The sequence below is a fragment of the Pedobacter sp. B4419 genome (assembly GCF_059693725.1).
The window spans coordinates 847,301-864,693 of the sequence record NZ_JCASSL010000001.1 but is presented as its reverse complement, the minus strand read 5'-3'; the positions used below and the strand labels follow the sequence as shown (position 1 = coordinate 864,693).

General features: G+C 41.6%; 19 protein-coding genes. 4 read left to right on the top strand and 15 right to left on the bottom strand.

What is annotated here, in order from left to right; genetic code table 11:
- The first annotated feature begins 25 nt into the window (after nucleotides 1-25).
- The 3 genes from AC570H_RS03490 to AC570H_RS03480 are packed head-to-tail and all read left to right on the top strand — an operon-like array spanning nucleotide 26 to nucleotide 3,316.
- Nucleotides 26-598: an RNA polymerase sigma-70 factor gene (locus AC570H_RS03490; protein WP_497351753.1), complete on the top strand. Its 573-nt coding sequence runs from the start codon at nucleotides 26-28 to the stop codon at nucleotides 596-598.
- On the top strand, nucleotides 595-1,554 hold the full coding sequence (locus AC570H_RS03485) for a FecR domain-containing protein (RefSeq protein ID WP_497351751.1): 960 nt from the start codon (nucleotides 595-597) through the stop codon (nucleotides 1,552-1,554). The genes AC570H_RS03490 and AC570H_RS03485 overlap by 4 nt, the downstream gene beginning before the upstream one ends.
- A gap of 1 nt (nucleotide 1,555) precedes the next feature.
- The gene (locus tag AC570H_RS03480) at nucleotides 1,556-3,316 is read left to right on the top strand and encodes an LA_2272 family surface repeat-containing protein (protein ID WP_497351749.1); all 1,761 of its coding nucleotides are present in this window, start codon (nucleotides 1,556-1,558) and stop codon (nucleotides 3,314-3,316) included.
- Between the two features lie 74 nt (nucleotides 3,317-3,390).
- Here the strand turns inward: AC570H_RS03480 and AC570H_RS03475 are convergent, their stop codons facing one another.
- The 10 genes from AC570H_RS03475 to AC570H_RS03430 form a co-directional block, all read right to left on the bottom strand.
- Nucleotides 3,391-3,969 (bottom strand): peroxiredoxin family protein, encoded by a 579-nt coding sequence (locus tag AC570H_RS03475; protein ID WP_497351747.1) that lies wholly within the window; start codon nucleotides 3,967-3,969, stop codon nucleotides 3,391-3,393.
- 1 nt (nucleotide 3,970) lies between these two features.
- The gene (locus AC570H_RS03470) at nucleotides 3,971-4,237 is read right to left on the bottom strand and encodes a hypothetical protein (protein ID WP_497351745.1); all 267 of its coding nucleotides are present in this window, start codon (nucleotides 4,235-4,237) and stop codon (nucleotides 3,971-3,973) included.
- Between the two features lie 10 nt (nucleotides 4,238-4,247).
- Nucleotides 4,248-4,784, bottom strand: coding sequence for a sigma-70 family RNA polymerase sigma factor (locus AC570H_RS03465; protein WP_497351743.1), 537 nt, complete (start codon nucleotides 4,782-4,784; stop codon nucleotides 4,248-4,250).
- Nucleotides 4,785-5,271: 487 nt separating this feature from the next.
- Nucleotides 5,272-6,291 (bottom strand): WD40/YVTN/BNR-like repeat-containing protein, encoded by a 1,020-nt coding sequence (locus tag AC570H_RS03460; RefSeq protein WP_497351741.1) that lies wholly within the window; start codon nucleotides 6,289-6,291, stop codon nucleotides 5,272-5,274.
- A 25-nt stretch (nucleotides 6,292-6,316) separates the two neighbouring features.
- Nucleotides 6,317-6,751, bottom strand: coding sequence for a DUF2147 domain-containing protein (locus AC570H_RS03455; RefSeq protein ID WP_497351739.1), 435 nt, complete (start codon nucleotides 6,749-6,751; stop codon nucleotides 6,317-6,319).
- 142 nt (nucleotides 6,752-6,893) lie between these two features.
- A complete protein-coding gene (locus AC570H_RS03450) occupies nucleotides 6,894-7,148 on the bottom strand; it encodes a hypothetical protein (RefSeq protein ID WP_497351737.1) in 255 nt (84 codons plus the stop codon).
- 21 nt (nucleotides 7,149-7,169) lie between these two features.
- Nucleotides 7,170-7,556, bottom strand: a complete 387-nt coding sequence (locus tag AC570H_RS03445; RefSeq protein WP_497351735.1) for a DoxX family protein — start codon at nucleotides 7,554-7,556, stop codon at nucleotides 7,170-7,172.
- 92 nt (nucleotides 7,557-7,648) lie between these two features.
- Nucleotides 7,649-8,074 (bottom strand): VOC family protein, encoded by a 426-nt coding sequence (locus tag AC570H_RS03440; RefSeq protein WP_497351733.1) that lies wholly within the window; start codon nucleotides 8,072-8,074, stop codon nucleotides 7,649-7,651.
- Between the two features lie 176 nt (nucleotides 8,075-8,250).
- Nucleotides 8,251-8,763 (bottom strand): DinB family protein, encoded by a 513-nt coding sequence (locus AC570H_RS03435; protein ID WP_497351732.1) that lies wholly within the window; start codon nucleotides 8,761-8,763, stop codon nucleotides 8,251-8,253.
- Nucleotides 8,764-8,774: 11 nt separating this feature from the next.
- Nucleotides 8,775-9,275, bottom strand: coding sequence for a DinB family protein (locus tag AC570H_RS03430; protein ID WP_497351730.1), 501 nt, complete (start codon nucleotides 9,273-9,275; stop codon nucleotides 8,775-8,777).
- Between the two features lie 124 nt (nucleotides 9,276-9,399).
- Between AC570H_RS03430 and AC570H_RS03425 the strand changes: the two genes are divergently transcribed.
- Nucleotides 9,400-10,368: a GlxA family transcriptional regulator gene (locus AC570H_RS03425; protein WP_497351728.1), complete on the top strand. Its 969-nt coding sequence runs from the start codon at nucleotides 9,400-9,402 to the stop codon at nucleotides 10,366-10,368.
- Nucleotides 10,369-10,602: 234 nt separating this feature from the next.
- On the opposite strand, the gene AC570H_RS03420 is transcribed toward AC570H_RS03425, so the two are convergent.
- From AC570H_RS03420 to kdpB, 5 genes are all read right to left on the bottom strand, one after another.
- Complete coding sequence (locus AC570H_RS03420; protein ID WP_497351726.1) at nucleotides 10,603-12,357, bottom strand: HAMP domain-containing sensor histidine kinase; 1,755 nt, start codon at nucleotides 12,355-12,357, stop codon at nucleotides 10,603-10,605.
- 20 nt (nucleotides 12,358-12,377) lie between these two features.
- Nucleotides 12,378-13,493 carry a sensor protein KdpD gene (locus AC570H_RS03415; protein ID WP_497351724.1) on the bottom strand — a complete coding sequence of 372 codons (1,116 nt, stop codon included), beginning with the start codon at nucleotides 13,491-13,493 and terminating at the stop codon, nucleotides 12,378-12,380.
- A gap of 67 nt (nucleotides 13,494-13,560) precedes the next feature.
- Entirely contained in the window at nucleotides 13,561-14,631 is a 1,071-nt protein-coding gene (locus tag AC570H_RS03410) for a porin (protein ID WP_497351722.1), read from the bottom strand.
- Between the two features lie 113 nt (nucleotides 14,632-14,744).
- Nucleotides 14,745-15,305 carry a K(+)-transporting ATPase subunit C gene (locus AC570H_RS03405; protein ID WP_497351720.1) on the bottom strand — a complete coding sequence of 187 codons (561 nt, stop codon included), beginning with the start codon at nucleotides 15,303-15,305 and terminating at the stop codon, nucleotides 14,745-14,747.
- A gap of 38 nt (nucleotides 15,306-15,343) precedes the next feature.
- The gene (kdpB, locus tag AC570H_RS03400) at nucleotides 15,344-17,371 is read right to left on the bottom strand and encodes a potassium-transporting ATPase subunit KdpB (RefSeq protein ID WP_497351718.1); all 2,028 of its coding nucleotides are present in this window, start codon (nucleotides 17,369-17,371) and stop codon (nucleotides 15,344-15,346) included.
- Nucleotides 17,372-17,393: the final 22 nt, after the last annotated feature.

Sequence of the window (17,393 nt, the reverse complement as noted above, 5' to 3'; positions counted from 1 at the left end):
TATCTTCGATCGGAATAGCTATAATTTGGAAAGTAACGACAATCATTTAATCGACCTCATCAAAGCCGGAAGCCAAACGGCATTTGATACTGCTTACCTCAATTATTTTAAGCAGTTGCAGCGTTATGCCTATACTTTTACCAAAGACAACGACGAAGCCGAAGAAATTATACAAAATGTGTTTTGCCGGATATGGGAAAAAAGGACACAGCTCGATACCAACGGGCAATTAAAGTCTTTCCTGTACCGAGCCGTACATAACGAATGTTTAAATTATTTAAAGCACCAAAACGTGAAGCTGTCTTTTAGCAATTACCAACAGGAAAATGCCAGCGTGGCGAGCGATCCGGCAAAAGAAATGGCGGCCCTTGAGCTCGAAAAACAGCTTCACCTGGCCATTAACGAACTGCCTGGCCAATGCCGTACCATTTTTCAGTTGAGCAGAATAGAACAGCTCAAATACCAGCAGATAGCCGATCAATTGAACCTCTCTATTAAAACCGTTGAAAACCAAATGGGAAAAGCACTGAAAACATTGCGCTTAAAACTGGTTGATTTTCTGCCCATTTTATTAATTTATTTAACTAAAGGCCTATGACCCCGAATGCTACTATAGATGATGATTTACTGGTAAAATACTTGCTGGACGAGGCCACTACGGTCGAACGGAAGGAAGTAGAACTTTGGCTAGCAGCCGATGCCAGTCACCAAAAGTACTTGGATGATTTTAGACTGATCATTGAAAAAAGCCAAATGGCAAATGCTGCTGAGGAAAAAGACTATGAAGCCTTAGATCGTTTGCACGCCCGTATGGAAAGAGAAAGATTAGTGGTACCTACCCGATCTTTATTCACCCGCACAAGAGCCATTGCAGCGGTTTTGATTATAGTAGTAGCTTCGTGGCTGGCTTATACGCTACTCAATCAAAATAAGTCGATCGATTTACAGAGCCAAGGCAATGTATTGACCCAAAACCTTCCTGACGGTTCAACCGTGATATTAAACAAGCAGTCGTCTTTTTCTTATCCCGCAAAATTTAACGGACAAACCAGAACCGTAAAATTGGATGGCGAAGCCTTTTTCAAGGTAGAGGCCAACAAGGCCAAACCTTTTATTATTGAAGCCAATGGCGTTACCGTAGAAGTAGTAGGTACTTCGTTTAACGTTAAAAGCAGCAAAGGCCAAACCCTGGTAGTTGTAGAAACCGGAATTGTAAAAGTGAAGAGGCATGAAAAAAGCATCACCCTTTTGCCCGGCGAAAAGGTTAATGTGGCTGACAACAGCAATGTATTGACTAAAGAGACGAATAAAGGCAAGCTCTACAATTATTACTACAGCAACGAATTGGTATGCGACCAAACTCCTTTGCATGAACTGGTAACGGTGCTCAACGAAAAATTTGAGGCGAACATTGTAATCAGCAACCCAAAACTGGAAGATTTGCCAATAAGTACTACCTTTAGCAATAATTCGCTCAACGAAATTTTAACGGTAATCCATGAAACTTTTAAAGTTAACGTTGAGCATAAAGGCAACCAGATTCTATTGAAGTAACATGAAGTTATGGCTTAAGTGCTTTGCGCTCTTTATCTCCATTTTGTTTCTTGGAAACAATGATGTCGATGCGCAAAACTTGGGCAAACCTATCTCCATTCGCGTTAAAGGACAAAAACTCAAAGATGTTCTCACTCTTTTGGAAGAGCAGGGAAAATTCAAATTCTCTTATAATAGCAATATCCTGCCCTTAGATAGCCTGGTTGATTTCGATTCGAGCAACCTTAATGTTAAAGAGAGTCTCAACCTCTTGCTCAAAAACCAATACGAATACCGAGAAACGCCCAATTTTGTCATCATCCGCTATGCGCCTTTAGAGATGAACATGGTGGTGCAGGAATCGAACGGTAGCCAAGAACAATACTTGATTAAGGGAAGAATAGTAGATAAACAAAATGGCAAGCCCGTTGCCAGTGCCAGTGTATACGAAAAAAACCTGCTTCAATCTACCTTGAGCGATAAAGACGGTCAATTTAGCCTGAGGTTAAAAAATGTACGTACCACCATTATCCTCACCACGAGCAAAGAAGGCTATAAAGATATTTCCTCTTATTTTCTGCCCGAAGTAGTCATTTTTAAGGACCCTAAAAAAAGCCAAAGCACTTATACCGGCGAAGATTTGCCAAAAGTTGAAAACACCTTTTTGGGGAGGACCTTCATTACCAGAAAACAACGTACGCAAACCCGTAACATTGGTGGATTTATTGCCAATGCACCTGCACAGATTTCATTGGGGCCAGGCTTGGGTACACACGGCTCCCTAAGCGGACAGGTGGTCAACAAATTCTCTCTCAATGTAACTGGCGATTACAATGCGGGCATTGACGGAGCAGAAATTGGCTTTTTCTATAATATCGATAAAAAAGACGCACGTTATTTCCAGTTTGGTGGCGTATTTAATTTAGTTGGAGGCTCATTTACCGGTTTACAAATCAGTGGCTTTCATAATGATGTGCTTCAAAATTTTAAGGGTCTTCAGGTTTCGGTTGGCTACAACCACGTACTGGGCAAATTTAACGGCTGGCAGATTGGTGGCTTGTTTAATCAGGTTTATAGCGATTTTAAAGGCATACAAATTTCTGTAGGCTACAATCAAAATAAACAATCGATGCAAGGCTTACAGATTGGGGGTTTATTTAACCGTGTAGCAGGCAATTTCACTGGACTGCAAATTGGATCTGGCTATAACCGCAACAACCAACAATTGAATGGGGTACAAATTGGAGTCATTAACAGCGCCCGAAAGGTAAAGGGGCTACAGTTAGGTTTTGTTAATTTCGCCGATACTTCTGCTGGCTATAGTGTTGGCCTGCTCAACATCATCCGCAAGGGCTATCACAAATTGAGCATCAGCAGCAACGAAAGCATCGATTTGAATGTGGCCTTAAAAACAGGAACTTCCAAGTTTTATACACAGTTGCTTTATGGACAAAATTTGAGTTCCAATAGAAAATTAATTGCGATTGGTTTTGGCTTAGGCAAGGAAATCCAATTGGGCAAACAGTTTTCGTTGAGCCCCGAATTGAGCACCAGATACATTTACCAAGGCGATTGGAAATATACCAACCTCTTAAACAGAGCCGATATTAACCTCAATTACCGCTTCAATTCTTGGCTGGCCATTAGTGCCGGACCAGCATTTAACGTTTACTATTCGGAACAACGGATGCCTTTTGAGGGCTACGATTGGCTCAAACCTCCCAAAGCGGGAAAAAACCTGCGCAGCTGGGCTGGATGGAATTTCGGGCTAATCCTATTTTAAAGAATTGGTCCCGCATGGCAAGCGGTAAAAAACTATCCCATCTTTCAGGCACCCATCCGTTTGTCGCTTAACAATTACAGATTCGCCATTAAGGTTTTTACAGATGGCCTTTTCTTGTAATCGGCATCAAAATGAACGTATTTGATTTTTCCATCTTTGCCAATAATATAAGTTGCAGGCACAGGAAGCACATAATCTGTTTGGCCATTGGCCATTGCTACATCCAATCCACCCTTTTTATACTTATCGGCTAAACCTGGTTCCATTACATAATTTACCTGATAGGCTTTCATAATATCGTAATTGCGATCGCTGATGATGCTAAAGGATGCTTTTGTTTTGGCTACTGTTTTCTCTACTCCCGCTGCAGTTTCTGGCGAAACACCAACCACATACGCCCCTTTACTGGTTAGCAATTGTAAACTGTCTTGTAAATCTTTAATGTGCTTATTGCAGAACGGGCACCATTGGCCACGGTAAAAAAACAGCACTACAGATTGATGGCTTTTTAAGATTTGTTTCAAGTCTGCCAATTTACCGGTATTGTCTTTTGCGCTAAACTGTGGCGCCTGCTCTCCTACTTTTAATGGTTTTTGGGCAAATACAGCCGTTGTAGCTAATAAAATCAATGCGATTAATAAGTTTCTTTTCATGTTATTCATCTTTTAGTTTATTTGTAATCAAAATTTTGAGGTCGTCTTTAAATTTCGGATCCAGTTCTTTGCTTCTAATGGCCGATTGCTTAAAGACACTTGTCATTAACAATTGTATGTTTTTACTTTGTTTTTCGTAAATCCTGCACCATGAGCAGGAAGCCAAATGTATTTTCAGCATGACCAGTTCTTTAAATACAAGCGGCGTAAATTGTTGCTTTTCTATTAAAAGAGTAGCTTTTTTACAATCGGATACTATTTTTTCCATTAATCCCATCTTATAACCAATGTTTTTGCAGGCAGGCTCTGAGGTTAAGCTTGCTTCGGTGAACAATTACCCAAAAATTTGTCGCCGTAATACCCAGGTTCGAACAAATCAGTTCAGAAGAGCTGTCTTCAAGATATTTTAAGCTAAAAACAGCTAACCATAGCGCAGGCAGTTTTTCCATGCATTTTTTAAGAATTTGATCTAATTCTTTATTTTCTAATGGATTTCCATCATCAATGCCTATGCCCAATGGCTTGGTTTTCCAATGCCCTGTCTCATCAAAAAACTCATCACCACTCAACTCTTCTGGCCGACGTTTTTTCTTGCGAAAAGTATCGGCAATTTTATGTTTGAGAATAGCCGTTAACCAAGTCAATTCTGTACTTTGGCCTTTAAAACCAGCTCTTGCCTGTAGGCCAGCCAAAAAAGTCTCTTGCACTAAATCCTTTGCCAATTCTTCTTCAAAAACATTTTTTAAAGCAAAGGCATACAACTGATCTGCATATTGCTCTACCCACAACGCGGGATTAGCTATCGTTTTTTCCATTTAATAAATGTGCACTAAGGCCATGAGCTACCATCATTACTCGTTTAGTAGCCAAGACAAAGCATTCCTTACAAGAATTTACAAAAAAAATAGCAATTGCTGTATTTGATGGCTAAATAGAAAAGCAAAGCTGGCATTTCATCTCATTGTCAGTCCTGCTTTTCACTTCAAGTCCTCGCCTCTGGGCTTTTCGTTTCAATCAGGTTTAGGGGAACAACGGTTTATTGGGACATGTTCTTTGCACTAACCTTGGTAAAATAGCCCAGATTGAAGCGGCATCCTTTTTTAGCTTTTCAGCTAAAAAGATATAGCGAAAAGCTGGATTGCCTTAAATCGCTACTTGGACACTGCGCTACACCAACCTAGCTTGCAGTCATCCATTTCTAAAGGAAGAGCATATTAAACTTATTGGCGAAGAACACCAACCTAGAACTGTAAACTGAGAGCTGTAAACTGAGAATTGTAAACTGTAAACTGATAGCCGGCTTTATTTATAAATCAACTGATAAATCTGGCCTTTGTTACCTGTTAGCAATACCAAACTGCCCTTTTTAGATTTTTGCAAGGCGTTAAAGTTTTGGGTAGAGATATTCCTCCAAGTTTTGCCCCCGTCAGTTGATACGTCAGTGCCTGAAGAGCCTGTAGCAAAGCAAAGCTGCTCGTTTATGTACTCTACCGCAGAGCGATAGCCCAACACCGGCTTTTCTGGTTTAGACCAGCTTTTTCCACCATTTTTGGTGAGGAGCACATTATTTGTATTTTCTTTATCCTTAAGGTAGTTTCCGCCTACTGCAATACCTTTTCTATCGTTAAAAAAAGCAATGGAAAATGGCCCAGTGCTGTTTTCACCCTGTATAATTGGGCATTTGTAAACTTTCCAGCGATGGCCATAGTTAGGCGAATAATAGATATTGGAGGTTGAGCCACCTGTGGCTATCCACACTTTTCCATCGGCAGCAGTCCTGATGGTCGTGCCACTTGCGGCAAAGCCTGCCTCGCCCACTTTCAGCTCTTTTTTTAATTTGGTCGAAATATCCTGCCATGTCAAGCCACCATCAACGGTTTTGAGCAATTGCATTTTGTTTTGGATGGGATCACCAAAGATGATTCCCTGTTGCGCATCCCAAAAACCCATTCCATCTAAAAATATGGCCGAATCTGTGTTTTTATAAACCTGGCGCCAGGTTTTGCCACCATCAATGGTAGAAAGCACATAAGCTGGCGAACCTGCATTTACGATAATGGCCTTGAGCTTATCAAAAGCTTCGATGTCTCTAAAATCGAGTTTCTCATAACCCTTTGGCTGGGTCCACTCCCATGTTTTGCCGCCATCAAGCGTTTTGCCCACATAGCCATTGCTGCCACTTACCCAAGCAATCGAATCGGTAACGATGGAAAGGCCGCGCATACTGGTGTTTTTGCCAGCTGCCAATTGTTTCAAAGTGTAGTTTTGAGCAAAGCCAACAACAGGGCACAGCAAAAAAATGTACAGGAGTTTTTTAAACATGATAGGGTTTTGAGGCGTTTAGGGCTTATTTTACTCTTTTCCAGCTTTCAGATCTGCCAATTAGCGAAATGCCGATATAGCCTCTGATATTGAGCTGTCCGTTTTCTTTGAAGGTCAAGTTACAGCTATAGGTTTTGCCTGTTTTAGGGTCGTAAATGGTACCATCGGTCCATTTTTTATCTTCAAAAACAAAATCCTTTAAAATTTCCAAACCTAATAAAGGCTTGGTTCTGAGATTGGCATTAGGGTTTTTGACATCTGTTTTGGGTTTGCCGTTTGCATCATTGGGTTCTTTGATCCAGGCCAGTTTGCCAAAATATTTTTCTCCCTTTTTATAGATTTCTATTTGGCCTTCGCCAGAAGGGTTTACCCATTTGCCTAAAATATCATCGTTTTTTTGGGCAAAAACGGTAAGTGTGCAGAGCGTCAGTATAAACAAAAAGGATAGTTTCTTAACCATAACATGCATTTTAGCTATGCTAATTTAGCGATTAGGAATGGAAAATAAAACTTTGGAGGCCTTAACCCATCCGAATTTTACATTCAGGTTTCTTTTAAATAGTTGCTAAAAAAGCAGAAAACCCAAATAAGACTACCACAAATCAGCGTCTGGTAAAGGGTGTGGCCAAGGGCTGAAAATCGTCGGGAAGCACACTGCCTTCGAAACCGTTTGCCTGAAGAAGATTGATAATGGAATTGGGACAAACCATTCCATTTTGGCATTTAATGCGAAGAATCAGGTCGCAATCTTCTAAATCGAAGTTGGCCTGATACTCGCTAAAATCCTGATGTATCTGATCGACAATGTTTTTGGCATCGCCGCTACTGGTTACGTTTGTTTTAAAAACTTCTACCATAATATTGCCTCATCTGCAAGGCTATTGTTTAATCATTTTGTGGTAACTGATGTAAGAGCAGAGCAATACCGCAAATACAACTAGTGGGCTGAACGACATTCCTGTTGGCCCATCAATAGCCAAGTGACCAATTAAAGCCGAAAGGTATTTGATTCCGCAGCCTACATAAGCCCATTCTTTAATTCTTTTGCCAATGAAGGGGAGGATCAAAATCAAGCCGCCAATAAAGTGGCCGATACCGATTTCCATGGCTAGCCATGTTGGGATACCCAAATGTCTGGTGCCTTCAACTGCCTCCGGACTGTTCATAAAAAATATGCCTGGCAGGATAAATAGGGCTAATAATCCCGTAGAAACCCAATACGTAATTTTTACTGCTTTGCTCGTTTTTTTCGTTTGATTTTCCATTGTTATATAGTTGTTTTTTTAATGGTTATGAAGCTATCATGAGCCTATTCATTACGGTTTTTGAGTGATATGCTCATGATGGTTCCATGATCTTATTTTTGATTGTAATCGTAATTTACCATCCATTGAACACCAAATTGATCGGTCAGCATTCCATAGTAGGCATTCCAGAACATTTTTTGCAAAGGCATTCGCACATTGCCTCCTTCGGCTAAGCCATTGAATAGTTGCTCGGCTTCTGCTTCGCTATCGGCTTGGATAGAAATAGACATATTGGTTCCTGGTTTTACCTGCTCCATGTTGCCTGGCACGTCGGTACCCATTAAAATACTTGATTTCCCGATTGGAAGCGCTACATGCATAATGCCTTCCTGCTCTTCTTTTGTCATTCCTTCGCAACCTGGAGTATCTTTAAAGCGCATTAGGGCTAAGAATTCGCCACCAAATACTGATTTGTAAAAATTGAATACTTCTTCGGTATTGCCGTTAAAGTTCAAGTAGGTGTTTAATGTTGCCATCTTTTTTAAGTTTTTTTGTTACTGCTAAGTTAGGCTGTTGTTTTATCCCCCACGCTTGCCAAACAAGTCAATATGAAGGGGGATTTAAGACAGTTGGCCAATGGTTAATGGTTAATAGCTAATGGTCTATGGTTAATAGTCCATAGTTAATAGTTAATGGGCTGTTGATTATCGGCTTAATTAGCCAATTGCTGATAAGCCTTGTGCAATTGATTGGTGTGCCTTAAGGTGTGTCCGATCACAAAGTGGATGGCTTCTAATCGGGTGATCTGGCCAAGGCCGGGCAATTCGAAAGAAGTACAGGTCAAGTCCAAATCCAAATCGGCCACTGCTTTTGTAAGCGTTTCGCCAATGTTTTTTGTTTTAGCCAAATGTGGATCTTTTTCGTAATCCTTTATTTCAGGTCGTACAAAATCCGGTGCGTCCATTTTATTTTCAAGGTTTTCCATAATGCCCCTAAGCATAGCTACGTTTTGATCCGCAGGTCTTTCGGCATCTTTTGTTGGTCCGTAAAGCATTTCGGCAAATCCGCCATTGGCTAAAGTAAGGTGCTGCACAATTTGTCCTGGTGTCCAGCTTCCTTCAAAAGGAATGGCATTATACTGTTTGTTGTCAAATTGTTGAACGGCTTTTGTCCAATTGGTAAAAGCTTGGCTCAATTCGTTTTGTAGGGTGGTTTGAGTTGTCATGATCTTAAAATTTACATGTATTTCATTGCTGGATAATCAAGCAGGCGGCGCCATAAGGCAATTTGGCCAATGCAATTTGCTTCGCGATAGGTATTAAACGTAATCATATCGTATAATGGGAAGCTCATGTTCATTTCCGGAAAATCAAGGATTTTGTCGAGCTCTACTTCACTGGCCTGCATCATTTTTTCCCTTAAGATTGGCGAGATGTGTGCCCAGTCTTTTTTATACGATTCAAGCGATGGATATTGCACATCATCCTGAATGCCTTTGTTGTGCTTGAAAAATTCGTGGCTTTGCGATTTCGCTTCTACACCGAACCAATTGGCCAATTCAAAACGGCCTTCGAGCATACTGCCGGCAAGCCAGGCTACATGGTTGGCTTTAGTGGCCAAGCGATCGTGAGCATCGGCATCTGAAATACCATCTAACACGCTGTTAAAATAGGTACTGTGCATGTCGTACAATACAACAATGGCGAACATGCGGTTACTTTGTGGTTGAGTTTCCATAATCTATTTTTTGTTTAGGCTAAGTTACCGTATCCCTTATTGGTAATTGATTGCTAAAAAAGTCAACCTTAGGGGGTATATGAGACAAAATAGCTATCTTAGTTCTCCAACAATTCTTCCTTTTATGCGAAAAATCGGTGTTTTATTAAGCAAAAACTATAAATTATTGAGTATTGCCGCCATCTTGGAGGTTTTTGAAACCGTTAACAAGTTTTATGAAACAGATGGTCTGCCCCTGCCTTTTCAGATTCATGTTTTAACATCTGAAGAAACCTTGTCTACCCAAAAAGAAGCGTTTGGCTATACCTTGCAAAGTATAAAGGATGCCGAAACAATGGAAATTATCCTTATTCCAGCTTTTACCTCCGATGATATGGCACAAACCCTACAGGCCAATTACACATGCATCCCCCATCTCATTAAACAGTATAATGACGGCGCCTGTGTAGGCACTTTCTGTACAGGAGCATTTTTATTGGGTGCCAGCGGTTTGCTGAACGGAAAAATTGCCACTACGCACGTTGATGCAAGCAATGGCTTTGCGCTGGCATTTCCATCGGTAAAACTAAAGGCCGATAAAACCGTAACGCAAGATGGCCGATTGTACACCAGTGGCGGCGCTACTTCTTCGTTCCATTTGCTGTTGCACCTGGTTCATGAATACTGTGGAAAGGAAATGGCTGTGAAGATTGCCAAGGTTTTTGCCATAGATATGGACAGGGACAAACAGTCTTATTTTAGCACTTTTCAGCCTTCTAAAGACCATAATGACGATTTGGTGGCTTCGGCGCAAGAGAAGATAGAAAGCAATTACCACGATGCAGCTACCATTGAAGAGCTGATTAAGGATATTCCATCAAGCCGACGCAATATAGTAAGGCGATTTAAACAGATTACAGGCATTACTCCTATCGAATACCTGCAGCAAACCCGTATCGAAGCGGCCAAAAAGCTATTGGTCAAAACCGGCCAGCAGATGTCGGAGATTATTTTCAATTCGGGCTATAGCGATCCCAAGGCCTTTAGAAAAGTGTTTAAGAAAAGCGTAGGGATGACCCCGTCGCAGTACCGGGAGAAGTTTCAGGTGAGGTAAATCGTTCCTTTCCTCCCCCTGCCCCCTCCAAAGGGGGATAGCATAGTGCTTAAATATTACTTCGTTCATCGCCTGTCTGCTATAGGCAGGCAATGACGATTTATTATTTTCCTCCCCCTGCCCCCTCCAAAGGGGGATAGCATGGTGCTTAAAAGATTACTTCGTTCCTCGCAATAACTATTTATTATTATTCTCCCCCTAACTCTCCAAAGGGGGATAGCATGATGCCTAAAGCTAATAGATGACCGGCAAAGCAAAACAGAACCTGCTGCCTTCGCCAATGGCGCTTTCAACCCAAATTTTGCCTTGTTCAGCCTCGATAAAATCTTTGGAAATGGCCAAACCCAAGCCTGAGCCAGATTTGTTTTGTCCATCGGTTGGCACCTGGTAATAGCGATCGAACAATTTCTTTTGGTATTTTTCTTCTATCCCCTTGCCAAAATCCCTTACAGAAAACTCGATAAAGCCATTTTGTTCGCTCACCTGTACCTGTACCTTAGCTTTTGCCGAACTGTACCTTAAGGCATTCGACAAGAAGTTAACCAGCACCCAAGCCGTTTTCTGTACATCGGCATTTACGGCTGGCAATGCTTCGGGCACATTCAGTTCTAAATGAATTTCTTTTTGCGTAGCCTGAAAATTTACCGCATCAACGGCTAAGTTCACAATATCGGCAGGTTTGGTGCGTACAAAGTTGAGTTGCAGGTTTCCTGTTTCTACCTGGGCCAGGTCGAGGAGCTCGCTGGTTATTTTCAACAAACGTTCGCTGTCTTCTTTAATGTGTTTCACCAGTTCGCTTTGCTCTTCATTCATGGTGCCCACCCTTTCATCATTAAGTAGTTTTAAACTCATCTTGATAGACGAAAGCGGCGTTTTCAGCTCATGCGAAACCGTTGCAATGAAATTGGTTTTGGCTTCATCAAGCTCTTTAAACTGGGTGATGTTTTTAAGTACATAAACTTTTCCTACGGATTTGCCAACGGCGATTAACGCAGTATCGTTTGGCTCGTCAAAATTAGGAATGGTGATTTCCCTTTGTTCGAGCATAAAATAGGATTCCTTTTCATCGGCGTATATTTTTAAGGGTTCCTTGCCATTTTTATCGGCTAAAATCCTTTTGAGCAGCTCATTTTTTTGCGCCAATTCTTCGGCGCTTTTACCTATCACCTGAGCCGAATCCAAATTTACCAACTGACCGGCTACCCTATTAAGGAACAAGATTTCCTGCTTTTCGTTTAAGCCGATAATGGCATCCTGCATTTGCTCTATAATGGTTTCTATCCTTTGTTTTTCCGACTTGATGATGGCTACATTGCTGTTATCCCAATTTTTCAGTTCTACAGCCATTTTGTTAAAAGCCAAAGCCAGTTCGCTAAATTCATCATGTCCTTTAAAATTGAGATGTTGCTTGTAGTTTTTGCGACTGATCTCTCTAATCCCCTCCAAAAGTTCGCGTAATGGATTGGCAATGAAGCCTGGAAAGTTGACGATGAAACTGAAAAGAATGATAAAGGTAACCGAGGCGGTAATGCCCAAAAAAAGCGTAGCTCTTTCGGTGGCCTGTTGTGCCTTTTCATTTTTTCTGACAATGGCATTCATATTCAGCTCGTCGATGTTACGCAGCTGCAAGTGGATTTGGCTCATGGCTTCACGCTGTTGCACAAAGATTACATTCGGTTGCTTTAACCGATCAAAAGCAAGCCTCAGGGCCGAAACCGCGGCTTTTTCGCCAGCCTCTGTAACATTCGCTTCTTCCAGCTGCAAAGCCTTTTCGATTTGTGAAGCATTGGCGCTATTGATCGTTCCGTTTTGCGCATCGAGTGCGGTCCGGATATCGTTTACATAAACCAGCGATTTATAATTATCTTTCAAAATAATCTTTGAACGCGATGCAATTTCGTTGATATGGTAAAGGGAAATGGCTCCGAAGCTGATTACAATCAGGAACAAAAAACCAAATCCAAGTCGAAGTTTTGTTTTTATCTTCATCACTTTAAATTTAAATTCATTTAAGACAAAATAACCAGGTCTGTATCTTTTTCGGCCATGGCTTTTAACAATTGGTTAAACAGGCTGGTGCGCCAGATCAATTGGAACAGGTTAAAATGTGGCTTCCCGATACAAATAGTGGTCACTTCTCGTTCTGCTGCCAACTGGATAATGGTTTTTGTAATTTCATCACTTTTTATTCGGATCACTTCGGCACCTAATTCGGTTGCCAACTTGAAATTGTTCAATAAATATCGCTGTTTATCCAATTTGATTCGATCGGCCTGCTCATTATTACTTTGCACGTACAAAACCAGCCAGGGCGAGTGGTAATAGGAAGCCAGTCGGGCGGTTTTTCTAATCACTACCTTTGCCGTATCGGGGTTGGAAGAAATGCAGGCCAAAAAACGTTCTTGGCGCAATTTGACCTGCTTAGGGACTTCTCTGTTTACCTTTCTTTCTACCTGATGGGCTACTTCTTTCAAGGCCAATTCTCGCAGCTGGAGGATTTTCTCAGACTGAAAAAAGTTATTTAAAGCTTGTGCAATCTTGTTTTCCTGATAAATTTTGCCCTCTTTTAAACGAGTCAGCAACTCATCTGCCGTTAAATCGATATTTACAATTTCATCGGCCAATTCCAAGATCTTATCAGGAATTCTCTCGGTAACCGGTATGCCTGTAATTTGTTCTATTTCTTCGTTTATGCTTTCTAAATGCTGGATGTTGACCGCCGATATCACACTGATACCCGCTTCTAAAATATCATAAACATCTTGCCAGCGCTTGGTATTTTTGCTACCCTCGGCATTGGTATGTGCCAGTTCATCTACAATCACCACTTCTGGATGCAAATTGAGAATGGCCTGCATATCCATTTCTTCTATCTCTTTGGCTTTATAGAAGATTTTTTTACGTGGAATAATCGGCAAACCATCCAACAAGGCATGGGTCTCTTTTCTCAAATGTGTTTCGATGTAGCCAATGCGTACATCTACCCCACTCGCCAACAAGGCATGGGCCTCTTGCAGCATCCGATAGGTTTTGCCTACACCAGCACTCATGCCCATATAGATTTTGAGCTTGCCTCGACGGTTTTTCTTAACCAGTGCTATAAATTCGTTTACCTTGTTTTCCATCTTTTTAGTATCAAGTAGCGAGTATCAGGTATCAAGAATGCAAGTATTATTCATTATTGGATGTTTATTAAAACGATACCGCAATACTTGCCGTTAAAGCCGCATCTTGGTTAACTGTACTGCTGTTGCGTGTAAAAATTTTGTCTTTGCTATCGTAAACCTTGCCTTCTAAACGTACCACTGCATTGCTGATGGGCGCATAATCTAAATTTAACGAATAGCCCATGGTTTTGAAACCATTAGGTGTTCCAGTGGCAATAAATACTCCGTTTTTGTCTTTGTAATATTCTGCCCTGCCTGCAATTGCCCATTTTGGATCAAACTTGTATTGAGCAATCAACACTGGCGAAAGCACTTCGCTTTTGGCCGATTGTCCTTTTGTTTTTTGCTGCGTGCCATAATCAAAGCCTGCGGTTAACCCAAATTGTTCGCTCAATTGGGCAATCGCATAAAAGTTATGGTAAATGCGATGTACACGAGTGGCATTTTGCCCTTCAGAACCGATGTAGTTGCTGTAGTTTAAAGTCAATTTGCTACTTGGTTTATAAGTCAGCTGTACACCACCTGCTGGTTTGCTGTTGCCATCTTGGCGATTGATCCTTTGCCAACCATTTAAATAAAGTAAAGTTGCGGCGAACTGGCCATCAGCTGTGCTGTAACTTAGCTTGGCACCCGACTCATAATAAGGTGTGTTTTCTGAGGCGATGTTTCTGGTGAGCACCCAGCAATCTTTAGAAATAGCACTTTCAAAACCAATGTGCGATGCAAAAATACCGGCATCAATCCACAAGTTTGCACTTTTGCTCAATTTTACACCGGCATTGGCTTCGTATATATTTTTCAGCACGCCAGGCTCTGCCGCTAAATTGGCATTAGTATAGGTACCTGCCATCAAAGCTACATTGGCCCTTATTTGATCGTTATCGTAATTAGCTTTAATAAAAGCCAAGTTCAGGTTTACTTCGTTGTGCCTGTTGTGCGAGTATACAAAGCCAGGACGGTTGTTATTAGTTGGTTTATTGAAATCGTAACCGTAATAGGTTTCTAAATAGCCCGAAAATTTAACTTTCGGAGCATCTTGAGCTTTAACTGATACTGCTACGGCTAATACGGCAATTGTTGAGATGAGTTTTTTCATTTGTTATATTGTTTTATTCTATTTTTTGTTCTCTAGTGTCGTCATCCTGCACGCCATACAGGGTCACTCTCGAGTGAGATGCCGGATCGCGTCCAGCATGACGACATTCATAATTATTTCAATTGATCCAAGGCTAGGTTCAGTTCGAGTACGTTAACCTTACGCGGTCCAAAAAGGCCTAAAAAAGGTTGCTCGGTATGTTTAACTACCAATTCAGCAACTCTTCTTTCGTCTATTTTACGGTAGTTTGCTATTCTTCTGATCTGCATGATCGCGCCTTGCTCAGAGATATTCGGATCGAGGCCACTGCCAGATGCGGTCACCATTTCTGCAGGTATGGCATTTTTGTTCAAACCAGGACTGTATTTCAACAAAGTATCTATCCTCGATTGCACTTCTTTGAGGTAATCGGGATTGCTTGGACCTTTGTTCGAGCCAGCTGAACCTGCAGCATTATAGCCAACTGCCGACGGACGGCCCCAGAAATACTCGGGTTTGGTAAACGATTGGCCCAACAAAACGTAGCCTACAACTTTGCCATTTCTGGTTATTTTTTCACCGCCACCTTGGCCTTTACTCAATTTGCCAGCGATAGCAATACCAAGGGGATAAAGCACACATAACAATACTAAAAGCACTAAGGTTAAGCGGATGGATTGAATTAAACTTTTCATCGTGATATAATTTTATGTAAATGAATTTCTGATTGTGATTAAACGAGGAGACCTACTACCAAATCGATAATTTTGATACCGATAAATGGTGCTACTATACCACCAATACCATAAATAAACAGGTTTCGGCGAAGCAGTGCGGTAGCTCCAATTGGTTTATAAGCCACCCCTTTTAAAGCCAACGGAATTAAAATAGGAATGATAATGGCATTGAAAATTACGGCCGAAAGAATGGCACTTTCTGGACTGTGCAAGCCCATGATGTTGAGGCTTTGCAGAGCAGGAATTGAAGCAATAAACAAGGCCGGAACAATGGCAAAATACTTGGCCACATCATTAGCGATAGAAAAAGTGGTGAGCGTTCCTCTGGTGATGAGCAGCTGTTTGCCTATTTCAACTATCTCGATCAATTTGGTAGGGTCGTTATCCAAATCAACCATGTTGCCCGCTTCTTTGGCGGCTTGTGTACCGCTGTTCATGGCCACGCCTACATCGGCCTGTGCCAAAGCGGGTGCATCATTCGTACCATCGCCCATCATAGCTACCAGTTTGCCCAACTGCTGTTCTTCTTTAATGTAGTTCATTTTATCCTCGGGCTTTGCCTCGGCAATAAAATCGTCTACCCCAGCTTTTTCGGCTATATATTTGGCTGTTAAAGGATTATCGCCCGTTACCATTACGGTTTTAACGCCCATTTTACGCAAGCGTTCAAAACGTTCGCTGATGCCTGGTTTAATGATATCCTGCAATTCGATTACGCCTAATGCTTTTTCGTTAAGGGCTACCACCAAAGGCGTTCCCCCATTGGTAGCAATGGTTTTTACCTGTGCTTCAATATCTGATGGAAATTGGTTTCCAGCTTGTTGAACCAAATTGCGGATCGAATCGAATGCGCCTTTACGAATGCGGCGACCATCTGCTGTGTCCATGCCGCTAGATCTAGTTTCGGCTGTAAACTTGATAAATACAGCGCCCTCTGGAGTAGTTTCGATAATCTTGTTGTCGGCTTTAGCCAGTTCAATGATCGATTTGCCTTCTGGAGTTTCATCTGCCAAGGAGCTCAATACACAGGCTTCTACAAATTGAGCCAGGGCAACACCTTCGGTAGGATAAAAATTGGTGGCTTTACGGTTACCGATGGTGATGGTTCCGGTTTTATCCAATAACAGCACATCAATATCACCGGCAGTTTCTACTGCCTTACCCGATTTGGTAATCACATTGGCTCTTAAAGCCCTATCCATTCCAGCAATGCCGATGGCAGACAACAAACCTCCGATGGTTGTTGGAATCAAGCAAACAAAGAGCGAAATCAATGCGGCAATGGTGATTGGCGTATTGGCATAATCGGCAAATGGTTTTAGCGTTACGCATACGATGATGAACACCAGGGTAAAACTGGCTAATAAAATGGTTAAGGCAATCTCATTAGGAGTCTTCTGTCTGCTGGCACCTTCTACCAAGGCAATCATCTTGTCTAAAAAGCTTTCGCCAGGTTGGGTACTTACCCTAACTTTAATTTGATCTGAAAGTACCTTTGTACCACCAGTAACCGACGATTTATCACCACCAGCTTCCCTAATTACAGGTGCCGATTCTCCGGTGATTGCCGATTCGTCGATGGTAGCGATCCCTTCGATAATCTCGCCATCGGTTGGAATGATGTCACCTGTTTCGCAAGTAAAAACCTCGCCTTTTTTTAAGGAATTAGAAGAACGGATTTCATAATTTCCATTAGCTAAAACCACTTTGGCAGGTGTTTCTTCACGGGTTTTGCGCAAGCTATCGGCCTGAGCCTTGCCCCTTGCCTCGGCAATAGCCTCGGCAAAATTGGCAAACAGTACGGTAAGCAACAGAATAAGGAAGATAAAAAAGTTATAAAGCGCACTGCCCTGACCTGCATGGCTGATCGAATAAACGGTCACATAAGCCATTACGGCGGTACCGATTTCTACCGTAAACATTACGGGATTACGAACCATTAAGCGCGGATCGAGTTTAATGAACGACTGTTTCAGTGCATTTTTCACTAAAGCAGGCTCGAATAATTTATTGTTGGATTTCATTTTATTTTAATTTTTCTCAAGA

Bases quoted from the DNA above. Each gene is read 5' to 3' on its own strand.
- AC570H_RS03425 (WP_497351728.1), top strand. From the start codon at position 9,400: ATGCGAAAAATCGGTGTTTTATTAAGCAAAAACTATAAATTATTGAGT.
- AC570H_RS03430 (WP_497351730.1), bottom strand. From the start codon at position 9,275: ATGGAAACTCAACCACAAAGTAACCGCATGTTCGCCATTGTTGTATTG.
- AC570H_RS03455 (WP_497351739.1), bottom strand. From the start codon at position 6,751: ATGGTTAAGAAACTATCCTTTTTGTTTATACTGACGCTCTGCACACTT.
- AC570H_RS03470 (WP_497351745.1), bottom strand. From the start codon at position 4,237: ATGGAAAAAATAGTATCCGATTGTAAAAAAGCTACTCTTTTAATAGAA.
- AC570H_RS03435 (WP_497351732.1), bottom strand. From the start codon at position 8,763: ATGACAACTCAAACCACCCTACAAAACGAATTGAGCCAAGCTTTTACC.
- AC570H_RS03450 (WP_497351737.1), bottom strand. From the start codon at position 7,148: ATGGTAGAAGTTTTTAAAACAAACGTAACCAGTAGCGGCGATGCCAAA.
- AC570H_RS03475 (WP_497351747.1), bottom strand. From the start codon at position 3,969: ATGAAAAGAAACTTATTAATCGCATTGATTTTATTAGCTACAACGGCT.
- kdpB (WP_497351718.1), bottom strand. From the start codon at position 17,371: ATGAAATCCAACAATAAATTATTCGAGCCTGCTTTAGTGAAAAATGCA.
- AC570H_RS03485 (WP_497351751.1), top strand. From the start codon at position 595: ATGACCCCGAATGCTACTATAGATGATGATTTACTGGTAAAATACTTG.
- AC570H_RS03445 (WP_497351735.1), bottom strand. From the start codon at position 7,556: ATGGAAAATCAAACGAAAAAAACGAGCAAAGCAGTAAAAATTACGTAT.
- AC570H_RS03480 (WP_497351749.1), top strand. From the start codon at position 1,556: ATGAAGTTATGGCTTAAGTGCTTTGCGCTCTTTATCTCCATTTTGTTT.
- AC570H_RS03420 (WP_497351726.1), bottom strand. From the start codon at position 12,357: ATGAAGATAAAAACAAAACTTCGACTTGGATTTGGTTTTTTGTTCCTG.
- AC570H_RS03415 (WP_497351724.1), bottom strand. From the start codon at position 13,493: ATGGAAAACAAGGTAAACGAATTTATAGCACTGGTTAAGAAAAACCGT.
- AC570H_RS03405 (WP_497351720.1), bottom strand. From the start codon at position 15,305: ATGAAAAGTTTAATTCAATCCATCCGCTTAACCTTAGTGCTTTTAGTA.
- AC570H_RS03465 (WP_497351743.1), bottom strand. From the start codon at position 4,784: ATGGAAAAAACGATAGCTAATCCCGCGTTGTGGGTAGAGCAATATGCA.
- AC570H_RS03440 (WP_497351733.1), bottom strand. From the start codon at position 8,074: ATGGCAACATTAAACACCTACTTGAACTTTAACGGCAATACCGAAGAA.
- AC570H_RS03460 (WP_497351741.1), bottom strand. From the start codon at position 6,291: ATGTTTAAAAAACTCCTGTACATTTTTTTGCTGTGCCCTGTTGTTGGC.
- AC570H_RS03410 (WP_497351722.1), bottom strand. From the start codon at position 14,631: ATGAAAAAACTCATCTCAACAATTGCCGTATTAGCCGTAGCAGTATCA.